This window comes from Acinetobacter sp. ABJ_C1_1, from assembly GCF_044684115.1.
Classification (GTDB): Bacteria; Pseudomonadota; Gammaproteobacteria; order Pseudomonadales; family Moraxellaceae; genus Acinetobacter; species Acinetobacter nosocomialis_A.
On record NZ_JBITPU010000003.1, the window covers coordinates 178,588 to 194,577 of the forward strand.

The following is a 15,990-nucleotide window of genomic DNA, read 5'->3' on the forward strand; positions in this document are numbered from 1 at the left end:
TTATCTAGTCTTAACATGTGTATCGAATCATGCGCCTTACAACTCGCGGTCGCTACGCAGTGACTGCTCTACTTGATTTAGCTTTGCAGCCAACTGAACAAACGATCACGCTCGCCGAAATTGCCGCACGTCAATCTATTTCAGTTGCTTATTTAGAGCAGTTGTTCGCAAAACTTAAGCGTCATGGGTTAGTTTCTAGTGTTCGCGGTGCAAATGGTGGTTACCATTTGGCTCGAAACGCTGATGAAATTACTGTGTTAGAAATCATTGAAGCCGTAAATGAAACTGTTGACGCAACACGTTGTGACCACAAAGGCAACTGCCAAAATGGTGCAATGTGTCTTACTCACGATTTATGGCAAGAACTCTCTCATCATATTGCCGACTATTTAGCCAAAATCACACTTGCCGACCTCATTAGCCGAGACAACGTTCAAACTGTTGCACTACGCCAAAATGTGACTGGCATAGATTCAGCTCTTTTATCGGGTACAGGTATTTGATATGAAACGTCCAATTTATCTTGATTACGCAGCAACCACTCCAGTAGATCCGCAAGTTGCAGAACGTATGATGGAGTGTTTAACTTTCGACGGTACCTTTGGTAATGCTGCATCTCGTTCCCACGCTTACGGCTGGCAGGCAGAAGAAAAAGTTGAATATGCACGTGAGCAAGTCGCAAATTTAATTAAAGCCGATCCACGTGAAATCGTTTGGACTTCTGGTGCAACTGAATCAGACAACCTTGCTCTTAAAGGTGTAGCTCAATTCTATGCATCTAAAGGCAAACACATCATTACAAGTAAAATTGAACATAAAGCTGTTCTAGATCCTTGTCGTGAATTAGAAGAACAAGGTTTTGAAATTACTTACCTAGAGCCAGAGCCACAAACAGGTTTAATTACTCCTGAGATGGTTAAGGCTGCCCTTCGCCCAGATACTATTCTTGTTTCCCTTATGATGGTAAACAATGAAATTGGTACAGTTACAGATGTAGCGGCGATTGGTGAATTAACACGTGCCAACAAAACATTTTTCCATGTAGATGCAGCGCAAGCAGCTGGTAAAGTTGATATCGACTTATCTACTATGAAAATTGATCTTATGAGTTTCTCTGCTCATAAAATTTATGGTCCAAAAGGTATCGGCGCATTATATGTACGTCGTAGTCCACGTGTTCGCTTAAAAGCACAAATTCATGGTGGTGGTCATGAGCGCGGTATGCGTTCTGGTACTTTGGCAACTCACCAAATCGTTGGTATGGGTGAAGCTTTTGAAATTGCAGGCAAAACAATGCATGCAGAACAAGAGCGTATTCGTAAACTTCGTGACAAACTTTGGAACGGTTTACAAGACCTTGAACAAGTATTCCTAAATGGCCACCCTACTCAAAACGTTGCTAACTATTTAAATGTCAGCTTTAACTTTGTTGAAGGTGAATCTTTAATGATGTCGCTTAAAGATGCTGCTGTATCAAGTGGTTCAGCTTGTACTTCTGCAACTTTAGAGCCTTCATATGTTCTTCGCGCATTAGGTTTATCTGATGAGCTAGCACATAGCTCAATTCGCTTTAGTTTTGGTAAATATACCACTGAAGAAGACATTGACCACGTGCTTACAATTACCAAAGCCGCTGTTGAGAAATTACGTGAACTTTCTCCGCTTTGGGACATGTACAAAGAAGGTATCGATCTTTCTACAGTTGAATGGGCAGAACACTAATTATTGAAATTAGTGTTTTAACCCTCATATTAATATTAGGCTGACCCCGAGGTTTGGAGAAGCGAAATGGCTTATAGCGAAAAGGTAATTGATCATTACGAAAATCCACGTAATGTTGGTGTTTTAGATAAAAACTCTGAAAATGTTGGTACAGGTATGGTGGGTGCACCTGCATGTGGCGACGTGATGCGTTTACAGATTCAAGTAAATGACAGTGGCGTAATCGAAGAAGCACGCTTTAAAACTTACGGTTGTGGTTCTGCAATCGCATCAAGTTCCCTTGTAACTGAATGGTTAAAAGGCAAAACTCTTGATGAAGCTCAAGCAATCAAAAACATTGATATTGCAACTGAGTTAGCTCTTCCACCAGTAAAAGTTCACTGTTCTGTTTTAGCTGAAGATGCAATCAAAGCTGCGATTGAAGATTATCGTAGTAAAAAGTCAAAAGCTTAATTTGTTACCATTATAAACGTTGGAGTTTTCATGATTCATTTAACTGAAAATGCTGCGACTCATATTAGCAATTACCTTAAAAACCGAGGTAAGGGTGAAGGCATTCGCGTTGGTGTGAAAACTTCTGGTTGTTCTGGGTTGGCTTATGTTCTCGAATTTGTAGACGATATCGATGAGCATGATCAAGTTTTCGAACAATTCGGCGTTAAGGTTTTTGTAGATCCTAAAAGCTTAGTTTACTTAGAAGGCTTAGAAATGGACTATGTTAAAAATGGCCTTAATGAAGGGTTCGAATTTAACAATCCTAATAAAAAGGGTGAATGTGGTTGTGGTGAGTCTTTCACTGTTTAATCCTCTCCTTTCCTTTTTCTCATTAAAACAGTGTCTTTCAACAGCACTGTTTTAATGTATTTAATTAACGTGGATCCCATTTCTAATGAATCATTTTGAGTTGTTCAATTTACCTGTGGCACTCGATATCGATTTGGCAAGCTTAAAATCAAATTTCTTGAGTTTGCAACAACAATATCATCCAGATAAAGCCGCAGATAAAGATCAAGCATTGATCAAATCAAGTGAAATCAATCAAGCTTTTAAAATGCTTTCACAAGTTGATAGCCGTGCTGCCTACCTTTTAGCACTTAAAAAGCAAGATCATCATCTTGACCAATCTATTAGTGATTTTGAATTTCTACAATCTGCATTAGAACTTCGTGAACAACTTGATGATGCCACAACACCTGAACATTTACGTACTTTAAGATTAGAAGTACAACAATGGATTGATGGCTTAGTTCGTGAATTCAAAATTGATTACAGCGAAGAAGATTGGGCTGAAGCACGTGATACCGTACGTAAGTTACGTTTCTTTCAACGTGTTTTAAACGATATTGATAAAGCAGAAGATCAACTGTTAGATGAAGAAGACAGCTTTGATTTAGACGATGATTTTTAATTTTGCTTTCTCTACTTTATTTTCAAGGGATTTAACTCATGGCACTTTTGCAAATTGCTGAACCGGGTCAATCCAGTGCCCCACACCAACATCGCATTGCGATTGGTATTGACCTAGGAACAACACACTCATTAGTTGCGACAGTGTTATCAGGCAAACCTAAAGTACTCAATGATGTCCAAAATAGAAGATTACTTCCTTCTATCGTTCATTATGGGGAAAATACAACTCATTATGGTGAAGAAGCCAAACCATTTATTATTGCAGATCCCAAAAATACAATTGTATCTGTTAAACGATTTATGGGTCGCTCAAAAGCAGATATTAAGTTTCAGCATCCTTATGAATTAGTAGGCTCAGAAAATGAAATGCCTGCTTTTGAAACACGTGCTGGGCGCAAAACACCAGTAGAAATTTCAGCTGAAATTTTAAAACAATTAAAAGATCGTGCTGAAGACAGCTTACAAAATCCTGTTAATGGTGCTGTAATTACCGTTCCTGCTTATTTTGATGAAGCTCAGCGTCAAGCAACTCGCGATGCAGCTCAACTTGCTGGTTTAAACGTATTACGTTTATTAAATGAGCCTACAGCTGCTGCAGTCGCTTATGGATTAGATCAAGAAAGTAATTTAGAGACCGACCGTAATTATGTAATTTACGATTTGGGCGGTGGTACTTTTGATGTATCAATCCTACGTTTTTCACAAGGCGTATTTGAAGTTTTAGCGACCGGCGGCCATACAGCTTTAGGTGGTGATGACTTAGACCGTCTAATTGTGAAATGGGCAAAAAAACAGCTTAATATTGATGTATTAAGTAATGAAGACTATGCCGTATTTATAGTTGCAGCACGTCAAGCTAAAGAGCAATTATCAACTCAAGAAGCTGTTGAATTAAAACTGCTTGATGCAACTCTTACTCTAGACCGACCTACATTTGAAAGTATTATTCAAGTTGCGTTAGATAAAACGATTAGTGTTTGTAAGCGTGTACTGCGCGATGCAAAGCTCGAGTTAAGTGACATTCAAAATGTAGTTTTAGTGGGTGGTTCTACCCGCTCTTATGCAGTTCAAAAAGCTGTACGTGAAGTTTTTGACCAAGAACCTCTCTGCACAATCAACCCTGATGAAGTTGTGGCAATCGGTGCTTCCATTACAGCAAACCAGTTAATTGGTAATAGCCAAGATGGCTCACTTCTTCTAGACGTAACTCCTCTTTCTCTTGGTTTAGAGACAATGGGTGGTCTGGTTGAACGTCTCATCTCTCGTAATACAGCTATTCCTGTTGCACGTCGTCAAGAGTTCACAACTTACCAAGATGGCCAAACTGCCATGTTAATTCATGTGGTTCAAGGTGAACGTGATTTAGTTGAACATTGCCGCTCATTAGGTAGATTTGTACTCCATGGCATTCCATCAATGACTGCAGGTCAAGCCCGTATTGAAGTCACTTTCCAAGTTGATGCCGATGGCTTACTCACCGTTTCTGCTCGTGAAGCAACTTCTGGTGTACAAGCTCATATCGATATCAAACCATCTTATGGTTTATCTGAAGCAGATACAGAACGCTTATTAATTGAAGGTTTCCAACATGCTGAAGAAGACAAAAATCTTCGTCATTTAAAGGAAACTAAAGTTGAAGCAGAACGTGAACTTGAAGCTCTAGAGCAAGCATTAAAAGTAGATGCAGATTTACTTGATGAAACGCAGCTCGCAGAACTCAATTCTGCAAAAGAATCATTAAAAGCTCAACTTGAAGGTAGTGATATCCAAGCGATTGAGCAAGCTGTTCAACAGCTTAAAGTACATAGTGACGCTTTTGCAGCATTACGAATGAATCGACATATTGACCATGCCTTAAAAGGCACGAAGCTCGACGATTGGTCAAAATCAAACTAAAAGGTATAGGTGATCAATATGCCACGTATTAAAGTACTTCCTCATGCTCAGATTTGCCCTGAAGGCGCAGAATTTGAGGTTGAACAAAATGCCAATCTTTGCCAAAGTCTGCTTAATAAAGGTATCAAAATTGAGCACGCGTGTGATATGTCTTGTGCATGTACAACTTGCCACGTGATTGTTCGCAAAGGTTTTGATAGCTTAGAAGAAATGAATGATGTTGAAGCTGATCTTTTAGACCGTGCTTGGGGTTTAGAACCTGACTCTCGTCTTTCATGTCAGGTTAAAATTGTAGATGAAGATCTTGAAATCGAGATTCCGAAATATACAATTAACCATGCTTCAGAAAATCATTAAGATTTAATGGTAAAAAAAGCTGCTTAAGCAGCTTTTTTTATTTATATGATTTATACCGAATCTTACTCTTGATCAATATTTATTGGCTTAACCTCATCTTCGAGTCTAAGCTGAGCAACCCCTTGAGTATTAATTAAAGTTTGTTGAACTTTAATGCGTTGAATCATTTTTTCAAGCACTTCAACCAACTCAGGGTATTCGTAGTTCTGTACTTCTTCTAAATTCAATACTAAATGGAAACCTTTATATTCATAATCAAACCATTGCTGATGATCTGACTTGTTCCCTGTATATTTTTCCATGACTTGCCACGTTTTTACTGCACCTTGGATACCTTTTAAATAAATCGGGGTTTTAGGTGCACATAGAAAATCACTTTTAATGAGTTGATAAGTATCATCAGAAATAAGTATTTCATCGATTTCAGCAGCATACTGTAAACGTGCTGCCAAATTTACATCACGACCTACAATCGTATAGGCCATACGATGCGTTGCCCCATAATTCCCAACGTGGCAATAACCTGTACTAATACCCATACGGATATGTAAGGCTGAATATCCCATTTTTTTCCAACGTTCGCGTAGCAGCTTCATTTGCTGACGCATCGCAATTGCCATTTCTACGCAAGATTTAGCATCTTGTTCAACACCTTGCGAATTTGGATCTCCAAAAAATATGAGAATGGCATCTCCCATAAATTTATCGACAGTCGCCTCGTATTGCTTCGCAATTTCAGTCATATGGCTTAAATAGTCATTAAGCAAGAAAGCTAAGTCATCTGGAATTAAGGTTTCCGACAATTCTGTAAAACCCTGAATATCAGAAAAGAATACGGTCATTTTTTTACGTTTATATTCGATTTTTGCTTCAGCCTCACCACGCATAATCGACTGCCATAGCTGTAATGGTGCATAGCGGCTTAACTGATTAGCAAAAGCGATATAACGCGTCATTTGGTCATAATAATGCTGACGTTGCTGACTAATTTTTTTAACCCAGCGATGTTGGTAATAATTTCCAATGGTTATAAACATCACTAAGCCAAGTAAAGTAATTACCGTTAATTCTTGGCTCGTTGCTTCAAAATATGGATGAAAACCAAATAGGAAAAAAGTACTTAAATAAAAAATAATCGCACCAAGCAGACTCGTTAAACAAATCACTGCAAACGAAATACGACTATTAATTGCTGAGTAAAATAATGCAAAAAGCGCAATAAATGTAGGAACAAGATTGAGGTGTACACCCGCTAGAGTAACCGCTACTACAATTGCATCTATCGCAAAGAAAACACTTTTTTGGGTTTTCTTATCAAACTGGTACTGTAACCAGTGCTCTAATTTAGAACTAACAAAAAGTAAAAAGAGAAAAAAAGGAGGAATATAGATTTGATAATTAGTATCTGGTGAGGTAAAGGCATAGATCACTAAAATCAATGACAGAATTGAATACCCCATCAAACGATGAAAATATGCAAACTGCTTAGGTTCCCGATCTATAAACCTCTCTAATTGCACCCTATCCTCCACATTTCAATGTTGCCACACTCACATGTGGCATGACATTGATTTAATCCATACGCCAATCAAAAGGCATATCACCTTGACCACGTAAAGCAAGCATAAGGGTCTGACGCATGTGAGCCAAAACATCACTTGTGTATGGCACAGCTGGTGTACCCCACACTGGTTTAGGCCAAGCTACGTCATTTTGATAACGGACAACATGGTGAAAATGTAATTGAGGAACCATATTACCTAAAGCTGCAACATTCATTTTATCAGCACGAAAAACGCGAGCTAACTGGCTAGATAACCAACTTGATTCACGTAAAAACTGTTCTTGGTCAGCTTGACTTAATTCGTATAATTCCGTGATTCCTGGTACGCGTGGTACTAAAATTAACCAAGGAAATTGCATATCATTCATTAAACGACATGTTGAAAGCGGAAAATCGCCTACAAAAAAAGTATCTTGAGCAAGTTGTGGATGCAAACTAAACATATCTTTTATAAATGACAATAAACAATAATGGCTAATACTATCACATCAGTTTTGATGTGAATATTATTAGTAGCCCGTTTGCTTACAAATAACAATGATTTTATGCACTTATTCATATCTCAAGGTATAAAAAAGTGCATAAAATCCAATCACAGCAAAACAAATGTTCCAATCAACTACCGCTTATTAAAAAAACAGAACTCAGGCATGTAATTCACTCATCAATTTTTGTAGTAAATCATTAATAAATTGAATTCGTTTTTCATAATCTTCAAGCTGCACCATCACTTTTAAGCGTTGTCCTCCTTCCATGCGATAATAGGTCGGGTTCTTTTGCATGAGTTGAATAATACTAATAGCCTGAACAGGAGTATCTGGTGAAAATTCAATGTTGCCGCCTTGAGTATTAATATCAATTTTTGTAATACCCAAATGCTCTGCTTTTAAGCGGATCTGATGCACGGTAAATAAGTGCTTAACTGATTGCGGTGGAACACCAAAGCGGTCAATAAGCTCCATGCGGATATTATCCAGTTTTTCTTGAGTATCTGTATTACTAATGCGTTTATAGAATAATAAACGTTGATGAACATCACCTAAGTAATCATCAGGAATAAGTGCAGGAATATGTAAGTTAATTTCGGCAGTTAACGACAATGGTGCATCGAAATTCGGTGTTTTACCCTGTTGAATTGCTTTGGTCGCTTTCTCAAGCATTTCCATATACAGACTATATCCGATCGCCTGCATTGAACCACTTTGTTGCTCACCCAACAATTCACCAGCACCACGAATTTCTAAATCTTCCGTAGCAAGCATAAAGCCTGCACCTAATGTGGAAGCGCGTTGAATTGCATCGAGACGTTTTTCAGCATCACCTTTCAAGTGTTTTATTGAAGGCACCAATAAGTAAGCATAAGCTTGGTGATGTGAACGACCTACACGTCCACGCAACTGGTGCAATTGTGCTAAGCCAAGTTTATCTGCACGCTCAATCAAAATTGTATTGGCATTTGGAACATCAATACCCGTTTCAATAATGGTTGAACACACCAGCACATTATATTCTTTGTGGTAGAACTGCTGCATAACTTGCTCAAGTTCACGTTCGCGCATTTGTCCATGTGCTACCGCCACGCGTGCTTCGGGCACAAGCATGCGAATATTTTCAGCCGCTCGCTCAATGGTATCTACTTCATTATGCAAGAAGTAAACTTGTCCGCCACGTAATAACTCACGCAAAATCGCCTCTTTAATTGAAGCGTCTGTATGTTCTTGTACAAAGGTTTTTACTGCTAAACGACGTGCTGGTGGAGTGGCAATGATCGACAAATCACGCATTCCCGAAAAAGCCATATTAAGCGTACGAGGAATTGGGGTTGCGGTAAGAGTCAACATATCGACATCGGCACGCAAAGCTTTAATTCGCTCTTTGTCACGCACACCAAAACGATGTTCTTCGTCTACAACCATTAAGCCTAAATCTTTAAACTGAACATTTTCTTGTAATAGTTTGTGTGTACCTACCACAATATCGACTTTACCATCTGCCAAGTCTTCAATATTTTTCACATGAGTTTTGTTTGAACCGAAACGTGACAACACTTCAATACGAACGGGCCAATCAGCAAAGCGGTCTTTAAAAGACTCATAATGCTGTTGAGCAAGTAATGTGGTAGGAACTAAAACTGCAACTTGTTTACCATTTTGCACTGCAACAAACGCTGCACGCATGGCCACTTCAGTTTTACCAAAACCTACATCACCACACACCAATCTATCCATTGGTTTTGCTTGCTGCATATCATACAGTGTGGCTTCAATTGCATTGGCCTGATCAAGTGTTTCTTCATACGCAAAGCCGCTCGCAAATTGCATATAAAGCGACTGATCCAATTCAAAAGCAAAGCCGGGTTTTGACTGACGACGTGCCTGAATATGTAAAAGCTCGGCTGCAACATCATGAATTTGCTCCAATGCCTTACGCTTTGCTTTACTCCAAGCATCAGTACCAATTTTATGTAATGGTGCTAAATCTGGGTCGCCGCCACTATAACGGCTAATCAGATGCAAGTTGGTTACTGGGACATACACTTTCGCATCTTCAGCATAATCTAGTTGCAAGAACTCATAGTCTTGCCCTTCGATAGCAAGTGTAATTAAGCCAGCATAACGCCCCACACCATGATCAATATGTACAACAGGAGCACCAATACTAAGCTCAGTTAAGCTTCGAATTAGAAACTCTTCCGAAACTTCTTGTTGACGCTTACGACGACGCTGTACAACTCGGTGTTCGTAAAGCTGATTTTCTGAAATAACTGTTAATTGATCAGTTATAAGTAAGCCACGGTCTAAAGGTGCATTGGTAATCGCAATTGCAAATTGACTGGTTTTGAATTGCTCAAAATTCTCTACATTCGGAATTTCACCCAAACTTGAACGCAATGCATCTTTTAAACTTTCTCGACGTCCTGCACTTTCCGCAACTAGTAGAACAGGATGGTTTGCTTCATCAATATATTTTTTTACAGCCGCAAATGGTTTTTCTTTTTTTGGATCGACCGGTAATTTAGGTGGTTGCTCAGTTTTAAGATTAAGTGCACCAGCTTTTTCTTCAATCGTTTCTGCACTCACAAGCATTCGTGGAAACTGATTTAAAGCACTCAGCAAATTATTTGGAGAAATAAATAGCTCTTCAGGTGCAAGAATAGGTTGATCAATATTATGACGTCGATCTTCATAACGACGCATAACTTCTTTCCAGAAGTTAGTTAAATCAGTATCAACATCATTATTTGTAATTACAATGCAATTCTTTGGTAAGTACGTTGTAAACATACTTTGCGATTGCATTTGCTCTTTATCAAAAAATAACGGTAAATAAAACTCAATTCCGGGAGATGCTATGCCATCTAAGACATCTTGATAAATTGGATTTTTCTTAGGATTTGCTGTCGGAAAAAACTCAGAATAACGATCTCGAAAAACTGACCGTGCTTCTTTTAATGGAAACTCTTTCGCTGGTAGAACAGTAAAACTTTTTAGTGTTGTAGTTGTTCTTTGGGTTTCAGGGTCAAAGAATTTTAAAGAATCAATTTCATCATCAAATAAGTCTATGCGGATAGGAGCTTCTTGCCCAGATGCAAAAATATCCATAATACTACCGCGTACCGCAAATTCTCCATGATCATACACTGTGTCTACCAAGTGGTAGCCAGCCTGAACCAGTCTTAACTTTTGCTGTTCTAAATCAAATTTTTGCCCCACTTTTATATCAAAGTGCTTACCTAAAACCCATGAATAAGGTGCAACACGTTGAGCCAAAGTACTTGCTGAAATGAGTAATACACCTTGTTGCGGCATATTCGATAAAATCGCAAGACGTTCCGAGACAATATCCTGATGCGGAGATAACCGATCATAAGGCAAAATTTCCCAATCGGGGAAAATTGTCGGTTTTATTCCATAAAACTCAAGTTCACTTTCTAATTGTGCAACATGTTGGTTATTTCGAGCGACTAAAACTAATAAAGAAGAATGCTGAGTCGCAATTTCTTTAAGCAATAAAGCTGCTGATGAACCTAATAATGACCCCACCCAACGCTTTTCACCGGCCTTGAGCTGTTGCAAATTCAATTGAGAGATTTCTTGTTGAAACATGTATATGGCTTTTATGAGCTAAAAAGATATGAGGTTAATAGTAGCATGATGTTTTTATTGAATTGAGTTATTTTTCTGAAATCAAGCTACTACTTTACGATACTTTTTTATAGTTCTTAAACAAATGTTTGAACTTATTTATCACGTAGAAACATCACATAATATTGGTTCAATATTTGTATGATTGCTTTAAGTTCAAGTAACTTTTCTTGAGTATTACCCAACCTTTCGACATAGCGTTGATTTGCAATCTCTAAGTCAATTTTTTCATTAATTTGTGGCGTAATTTGAAATAACTTACGTAAATCATCAAAGTTCTGTAATTTTCGATTTGAAAAATACTCCATATGCTCTGACCATTTTTCATTAATCACAACATTTTTAATTACTGGACCACGCTCAGAATCAAAACTAAGTTGATTCTCTTGTAAATATAGCTGCTCTGGTGACTCTTTCGAGCCTTGAAAAAGCTGGCTTAACTTTTTAAACATTTCATCACATCGTATTAGTTTCAATATAAATAATGGAAACAACCTACTCGCCTCCACCACTTATATCTAATTATTTTTTCGAGACTATTCGTCACCCAAATCATCGAGAAAATCTACAGTCGGTACGAAAAATAGAGTTCCTGTTTGGGCAGTACTAAAGTCAAGTAAACGGTCAAGATGACCCTGCTCATTTCCTAGGAACATATTTTCAAGCATTTGACGTGTTGTACTAAATTTACGGGAATAACCAATAAAAAAAGTACCATATTCATTTTTTGAAGGGTTCGAGAAAGGCATATTGGCACGCATAATTTTTAGCTCATTGCCTTCAGCATCATGCGCTTTACTTACCACATTATGGGCTGTTAAAGGCTTTTCATCATCACCGAGTTCAATATCATTAAACTTTTTGCGACCTATCACTTTTTCTTGTTCTTCATCGCTTAAAGCACGCCATTTTTCCATGTCATGGGTATATTTTTGAATAAATGCATAACTTCCCCCAATAAATTCGGGATCTTCACTACCCACTAGCGCCCATTGTGCAGCAATTACAGGTTCAGGGTTTTCTGTTCCATCAACAAAGCCAATAATCGCTCGACCATCGAAATAACGAAAGCCGTGTACTTCATCAATTGGGTAAGTCACTTTACCCAACTGTTCATTGATTATACTTCCCAATTCATAGCAAAGAGCTTGTCGATCAGCACGAATATGAAAGAATAAATCACCAGGTGTTGAAACAGCTGTGTACTTTGGGCCTTTGATTTCTTGAAATGTTTCTAATTCTTGAGGCTTTGCTTGCTCTGGGAATAAAACATCCCATGCATTTGAACTAAAACCGAATGTGGCATTAAATTTACTTTCTGGATAACGATTAGACAAACTTCGAGTTAACGCTGAAAAATTAGCAGCAAAATCTTTTACTTTTTCTACAACAGAATCACCTTGAGCTAACCCCAATACAATAAATAATGCATTTTCTCCAGGATGACTCGTTACAGGCTGAATTCTCATACATTCCATAAAACAGGCCTTATTTTGGTAATTTACGGTAGTAATTTAGCATATTCATGTTTTTATCGTACGATTTCTTATTGTTCTCATGTCTTAAAAAGAGACTGAATTTTCTCAATCTCTTTTAACTTTTCTAACTTATCTTAGCTGCCATACTGCTTTTTTAAGTATTTTACAATTTGAGCAGATTCAAACATCTTCACTCCCGTATTTGGGTCGACTAGATAAGGTACTTGCATTTTACCTTGCATAATCGGCAACAACTTTTCTCTTTTTCCATCTTTTAAGGGTATATATTTACCCGGTTTTAAGCGAAGAATAGCAGGTCCCATATCTTGCCATCGTTCTTTTGCCACATTGTGCAAAATATAAGGAATTTCAAGCTCACATAGTAGACTTCTTACTACTCTCGAATATGGGCTTGCTTCAAAGCTCCATAGTTCAAGTTTTTGCTCAGGCGCAGCTCTATTTACTATTTTTTTATTAATCCAGACTCCACGAGCACCATTCAACAACGTTCCAGCAAATGCCAGATATGGCATTTTTGGATAATTTGAAAATTTCTGAGGTGTTTGTCCTGTCTTGCCATAGTGTTTAAATAAGTGATGAATAATATCTTGCGATTCGTATAATTTATCGCCTGTATTTTCATCAATTAAAAAAGGAAACTGTAACTCACCCATTTCTTTGACAATAGAACGGTATTTCGTTCCACCTTTCGGACATGGATAAATTTCGACATCCAAATTTAATAGTGTAATCACTTCACGAACACGTCGACAAAATGGCGAACCTTCAAATTCATAAAGTTTTAGAGCTTTAACAGGCTGATTAGGAAATGCTGTACCTGTAACCCCTCTACCACCTTGAGCAATTGCAGATGCTACTGCTTGCAGCACCTTAATTTGATGATTCACCATTACACGTTCCTTTAAATTGTGGAGCTAAACTAATTTTTCCTTAGCAATCACAATTCCATTGTTATCTGCATAAATAAAATCACCAGATTGAATTGTGACTCCACCAAAATATAAAGGAATATCAACTTCACCAATGCCCTTACGATTACTTTTTTGTGGAATTGCAGCCAATGCATGTACACCTAAATCTAGAGTTGCAAGTGCATCAACATCGCGTACACAGCCATAAATAACTACACCATTCCAGTTATTTTTAACCGCCGATTCAGCAATCATATCTCCCATCAGTGCGCAGCGCATTGAAGCACCGCCATCCACAACCAACACCTTCCCTGTACCATCTGTTGCTAATAACTCTTTTACTCGTGAGTTATCTTCAAAGCACTTTACAGTTACAACCTGTCCGCCAAAGGTTTGACGTGCACCATAACTTTTAAAGAACTTACCATCCATTGAGGGTATGACCACTTGTAAATCTTTTTCTGGGTTATCATCTAATAAATCACATGTCACAAATGGTACTGTCGACACTTTTATTCTCCCTTATCGAGTTTGTTGTATGCTGAGATTATCATATCGTTTAAATGCTTCAATTTGCGTTAGCGCCGCTACGACCATCGTATGAGCCAATTGCTCAGCTGTAACAGGTTTATATTTGAATGGTTTATTCCATTTATTTTCAATGAATTTAAAAAGACTTTGCCCCAAATCTTCCATAAAACGCACATCGCTACGCTTACCAATCAATAAAGATGGTCTGAAAATAGATAGTTTTTCGATACCTAAACTCTCAATATAGTCTTCTAACTGCCCTTTGACCTTATTGTAGAAAATTGGTGAATTCGCATTTGCTCCAAGTGCACTCACAATTAAAAAATGAATATGTTTATCTTGAACTAAGTCTGCAAAGTGGGCATTTATCTCGTAGTCCACTGCATAAAAACCTTGTTTTGAACCTGCTATTTTTAAAGTTGTACCTAAGCAGCTAAATGCGTGAGTATGATCATTTACGTCTTCATCATTGAGCAATAAAAAATCCTCAATCACCAACTGAGTAACTTTTTTATATGTATTAAGTAGTTGTGATTCTTTTCTAACAACAACCGTAATTGCTTCAAATTCTGGCGTTTGTTCAAGCTCTTCAACTAGAGCTAATCCAACGAGTCCTGTAGCACCTACTACAATTGCTTTTTTCGTGCTTATAGTCATTTTTTATTCAACCCTCTTTAAGTTTGTATCAAATTTAACCTTTTCTTACGGTTTTAGCAGCCCCTAAAACGGCTTAAAATGCTCGCAAGGCTTGACTTCACGGTATTGATTCATCACAATATGGCACTTGTTTACGGGCTGGTGATGGTTACACCAGTTTACTGGATTGACCACAGCCCGCCCAGACCAACTTATTTTCAAGGAGTGCAAGAGTGGCAAACTCTGCTCAAGCTAAAAAACGTGCGCGCCAAAACGTAACAGCGCGTAAACACAACGCAAGCTTGCGTTCTATGGTTCGTACTTACATCAAGCGTACTTTAAGTGCAATCGCTGGTGGTGATTATGCAGTTGCTACAGAAGCTTATAAAAAAGCTGTTCCTGTAATCGACCGCATGGCTGATAAAGGCATCATCCACAAAAATAAAGCTGCTCGTCATAAGAGCCGTTTAAATGCTCAAGTTAAAGCGTTAGCTAACTAATTTGAAGTATGTAAAAAAAGCCCAACAGGGCTTTTTTTATTACCTATAATTTTATAATTACTCTACTTTATGAAATTTAGATACATCTAACTCGTAAGCTTCGCCTCTCCAAATCCATTTCAATTTACAATTTGGAAATTCATCACCTTCAAACCATACAAACAACCCTTCCATCATGGCAGGCCAATCTGCTTTTTGTATTTGATTATTACCTGAAATTACTGCAACAATCGCTGCAATAATTGTGTCGTGACTTACAGCTAAACTTAGACCACTTTTTGTTTTAGGATGAGTTTGATAAATCAGTTCTAATACATCTAAAACACCAGTAATTGGATGTTTCATACCCGGTAAGGCATTATTCACAAAACTATTAATAAAACCAAGTGCCCCTTGTTTACGAAAATAAGGAGCAGCCTGTTGAATATCGAGTACAAAACTTCCTGGTTCTACCAATAAGCCTTGCTCAACAATTTCAATCGTATGCGTATTAGGTTCAGGACTTACACCGTCTGCACCCTCAATCATAAGCGCAGCAGTATCTACACAACGTTGAATTGGACTAGAAATACAGTGTTGAATCACACGATCTGTATTTTTAATTAAATAGCTACCCCATTCCTGAGCAAGCTCACGGCCTTGAGGAGTAAGTTGAAGGTCGTATCCCGCCAAGCCTTGCCCATCAACCAGCTCTCTTAAAGAGTGACGTGTAAAAAGGGTTACAGGGGTTGAAGCATCAGGCAATAAATCAATTGCTTCAAACATGCTTTTAGGCAATAAATCGAGTGCCATTTTGATCGTGTCATCTTTTCTCAATAT

17 protein-coding genes are annotated in these 15,990 nt (G+C 38.0%); 8 read left to right on the plus strand and 9 right to left on the minus strand.

Annotated features, from left to right (window positions below; genetic code table 11):
* Nucleotides 1-29 precede the first annotated feature (29 nt).
* The 7 genes from ACG59Z_RS06595 to fdx all read left to right on the plus strand — a co-directional run bounded on the left by ACG59Z_RS06595 (nucleotide 30) and on the right by fdx (nucleotide 5,385).
* A complete protein-coding gene (locus ACG59Z_RS06595) occupies nucleotides 30-503 on the plus strand; it encodes an Rrf2 family transcriptional regulator (protein ID WP_004701912.1) in 474 nt (157 codons plus the stop codon).
* A gap of 1 nt (nucleotide 504) precedes the next feature.
* Nucleotides 505-1,722 (plus strand): IscS subfamily cysteine desulfurase, encoded by a 1,218-nt coding sequence (locus tag ACG59Z_RS06600; protein ID WP_002050229.1) that lies wholly within the window; start codon nucleotides 505-507, stop codon nucleotides 1,720-1,722.
* A gap of 66 nt (nucleotides 1,723-1,788) precedes the next feature.
* Nucleotides 1,789-2,175 carry a Fe-S cluster assembly scaffold IscU gene (gene iscU, locus ACG59Z_RS06605; protein WP_002049835.1) on the plus strand — a complete coding sequence of 129 codons (387 nt, stop codon included), beginning with the start codon at nucleotides 1,789-1,791 and terminating at the stop codon, nucleotides 2,173-2,175.
* A gap of 30 nt (nucleotides 2,176-2,205) precedes the next feature.
* On the plus strand, nucleotides 2,206-2,526 hold the full coding sequence (iscA, locus tag ACG59Z_RS06610; protein ID WP_002050042.1) for an iron-sulfur cluster assembly protein IscA: 321 nt from the start codon (nucleotides 2,206-2,208) through the stop codon (nucleotides 2,524-2,526).
* A gap of 85 nt (nucleotides 2,527-2,611) precedes the next feature.
* Entirely contained in the window at nucleotides 2,612-3,130 is a 519-nt protein-coding gene (gene hscB / locus ACG59Z_RS06615) for a Fe-S protein assembly co-chaperone HscB (RefSeq protein ID WP_400198536.1), read from the plus strand.
* A gap of 38 nt (nucleotides 3,131-3,168) precedes the next feature.
* Nucleotides 3,169-5,028, plus strand: coding sequence for a Fe-S protein assembly chaperone HscA (gene hscA / locus ACG59Z_RS06620; RefSeq protein WP_400198537.1), 1,860 nt, complete (start codon nucleotides 3,169-3,171; stop codon nucleotides 5,026-5,028).
* Between the two features lie 18 nt (nucleotides 5,029-5,046).
* Nucleotides 5,047-5,385 carry an ISC system 2Fe-2S type ferredoxin gene (gene fdx, locus ACG59Z_RS06625; protein ID WP_002049779.1) on the plus strand — a complete coding sequence of 113 codons (339 nt, stop codon included), beginning with the start codon at nucleotides 5,047-5,049 and terminating at the stop codon, nucleotides 5,383-5,385.
* Between the two features lie 62 nt (nucleotides 5,386-5,447).
* Here fdx and ACG59Z_RS06630 read toward each other — a convergent pair whose 3' ends face one another.
* The 8 genes from ACG59Z_RS06630 to ACG59Z_RS06665 all read right to left on the minus strand — a co-directional run bounded on the left by ACG59Z_RS06630 (nucleotide 5,448) and on the right by ACG59Z_RS06665 (nucleotide 14,692).
* Nucleotides 5,448-6,905, minus strand: a complete 1,458-nt coding sequence (locus tag ACG59Z_RS06630) for an adenylate/guanylate cyclase domain-containing protein (RefSeq protein ID WP_400198539.1) — start codon at nucleotides 6,903-6,905, stop codon at nucleotides 5,448-5,450.
* A gap of 52 nt (nucleotides 6,906-6,957) precedes the next feature.
* Nucleotides 6,958-7,392 (minus strand): HIT domain-containing protein, encoded by a 435-nt coding sequence (locus tag ACG59Z_RS06635; protein WP_004701924.1) that lies wholly within the window; start codon nucleotides 7,390-7,392, stop codon nucleotides 6,958-6,960.
* Between the two features lie 201 nt (nucleotides 7,393-7,593).
* Nucleotides 7,594-11,055: a transcription-repair coupling factor gene (gene mfd, locus ACG59Z_RS06640; RefSeq protein WP_400198541.1), complete on the minus strand. Its 3,462-nt coding sequence runs from the start codon at nucleotides 11,053-11,055 to the stop codon at nucleotides 7,594-7,596.
* A gap of 134 nt (nucleotides 11,056-11,189) precedes the next feature.
* The gene (locus tag ACG59Z_RS06645) at nucleotides 11,190-11,546 is read right to left on the minus strand and encodes a hypothetical protein (RefSeq protein WP_396463212.1); all 357 of its coding nucleotides are present in this window, start codon (nucleotides 11,544-11,546) and stop codon (nucleotides 11,190-11,192) included.
* Between the two features lie 84 nt (nucleotides 11,547-11,630).
* Nucleotides 11,631-12,563: a Dyp-type peroxidase gene (locus tag ACG59Z_RS06650; RefSeq protein ID WP_263613616.1), complete on the minus strand. Its 933-nt coding sequence runs from the start codon at nucleotides 12,561-12,563 to the stop codon at nucleotides 11,631-11,633.
* 143 nt (nucleotides 12,564-12,706) lie between these two features.
* Nucleotides 12,707-13,483: a glutathione S-transferase N-terminal domain-containing protein gene (locus tag ACG59Z_RS06655; RefSeq protein ID WP_400198543.1), complete on the minus strand. Its 777-nt coding sequence runs from the start codon at nucleotides 13,481-13,483 to the stop codon at nucleotides 12,707-12,709.
* A gap of 24 nt (nucleotides 13,484-13,507) precedes the next feature.
* Nucleotides 13,508-14,014 carry a ribonuclease E activity regulator RraA gene (gene rraA / locus ACG59Z_RS06660; protein WP_311071290.1) on the minus strand — a complete coding sequence of 169 codons (507 nt, stop codon included), beginning with the start codon at nucleotides 14,012-14,014 and terminating at the stop codon, nucleotides 13,508-13,510.
* Between the two features lie 12 nt (nucleotides 14,015-14,026).
* Nucleotides 14,027-14,692 (minus strand): NAD(P)H-binding protein, encoded by a 666-nt coding sequence (locus ACG59Z_RS06665; RefSeq protein ID WP_335862167.1) that lies wholly within the window; start codon nucleotides 14,690-14,692, stop codon nucleotides 14,027-14,029.
* 212 nt (nucleotides 14,693-14,904) lie between these two features.
* Between ACG59Z_RS06665 and rpsT the strand changes: the two genes are divergently transcribed.
* Complete coding sequence (gene rpsT / locus ACG59Z_RS06670) at nucleotides 14,905-15,171, plus strand: 30S ribosomal protein S20 (RefSeq protein WP_002117906.1); 267 nt, start codon at nucleotides 14,905-14,907, stop codon at nucleotides 15,169-15,171.
* Nucleotides 15,172-15,228: 57 nt separating this feature from the next.
* On the opposite strand, the gene ACG59Z_RS06675 is transcribed toward rpsT, so the two are convergent.
* Nucleotides 15,229-15,963 carry a histidine phosphatase family protein gene (locus ACG59Z_RS06675; protein ID WP_400198547.1) on the minus strand — a complete coding sequence of 245 codons (735 nt, stop codon included), beginning with the start codon at nucleotides 15,961-15,963 and terminating at the stop codon, nucleotides 15,229-15,231.
* Nucleotides 15,964-15,990: the final 27 nt, after the last annotated feature.

Bases quoted from the DNA above. Each gene is read 5' to 3' on its own strand.
- ACG59Z_RS06595 (WP_004701912.1), top strand. From the start codon at position 30: ATGCGCCTTACAACTCGCGGTCGCTACGCAGTGACTGCTCTACTTGAT.
- ACG59Z_RS06600 (WP_002050229.1), top strand. From the start codon at position 505: ATGAAACGTCCAATTTATCTTGATTACGCAGCAACCACTCCAGTAGAT.
- iscU (WP_002049835.1), top strand. From the start codon at position 1,789: ATGGCTTATAGCGAAAAGGTAATTGATCATTACGAAAATCCACGTAAT.
- iscA (WP_002050042.1), top strand. From the start codon at position 2,206: ATGATTCATTTAACTGAAAATGCTGCGACTCATATTAGCAATTACCTT.
- hscB (WP_400198536.1), top strand. From the start codon at position 2,612: ATGAATCATTTTGAGTTGTTCAATTTACCTGTGGCACTCGATATCGAT.
- hscA (WP_400198537.1), top strand. From the start codon at position 3,169: ATGGCACTTTTGCAAATTGCTGAACCGGGTCAATCCAGTGCCCCACAC.
- fdx (WP_002049779.1), top strand. From the start codon at position 5,047: ATGCCACGTATTAAAGTACTTCCTCATGCTCAGATTTGCCCTGAAGGC.
- ACG59Z_RS06635 (WP_004701924.1), bottom strand. From the start codon at position 7,392: ATGTTTAGTTTGCATCCACAACTTGCTCAAGATACTTTTTTTGTAGGC.
- mfd (WP_400198541.1), bottom strand. From the start codon at position 11,055: ATGTTTCAACAAGAAATCTCTCAATTGAATTTGCAACAGCTCAAGGCC.
- ACG59Z_RS06645 (WP_396463212.1), bottom strand. From the start codon at position 11,546: ATGTTTAAAAAGTTAAGCCAGCTTTTTCAAGGCTCGAAAGAGTCACCA.
- ACG59Z_RS06650 (WP_263613616.1), bottom strand. From the start codon at position 12,563: ATGAGAATTCAGCCTGTAACGAGTCATCCTGGAGAAAATGCATTATTT.
- ACG59Z_RS06655 (WP_400198543.1), bottom strand. From the start codon at position 13,483: ATGGTGAATCATCAAATTAAGGTGCTGCAAGCAGTAGCATCTGCAATT.
- ACG59Z_RS06665 (WP_335862167.1), bottom strand. From the start codon at position 14,692: ATGACTATAAGCACGAAAAAAGCAATTGTAGTAGGTGCTACAGGACTC.
- ACG59Z_RS06675 (WP_400198547.1), bottom strand. From the start codon at position 15,963: ATGGCACTCGATTTATTGCCTAAAAGCATGTTTGAAGCAATTGATTTA.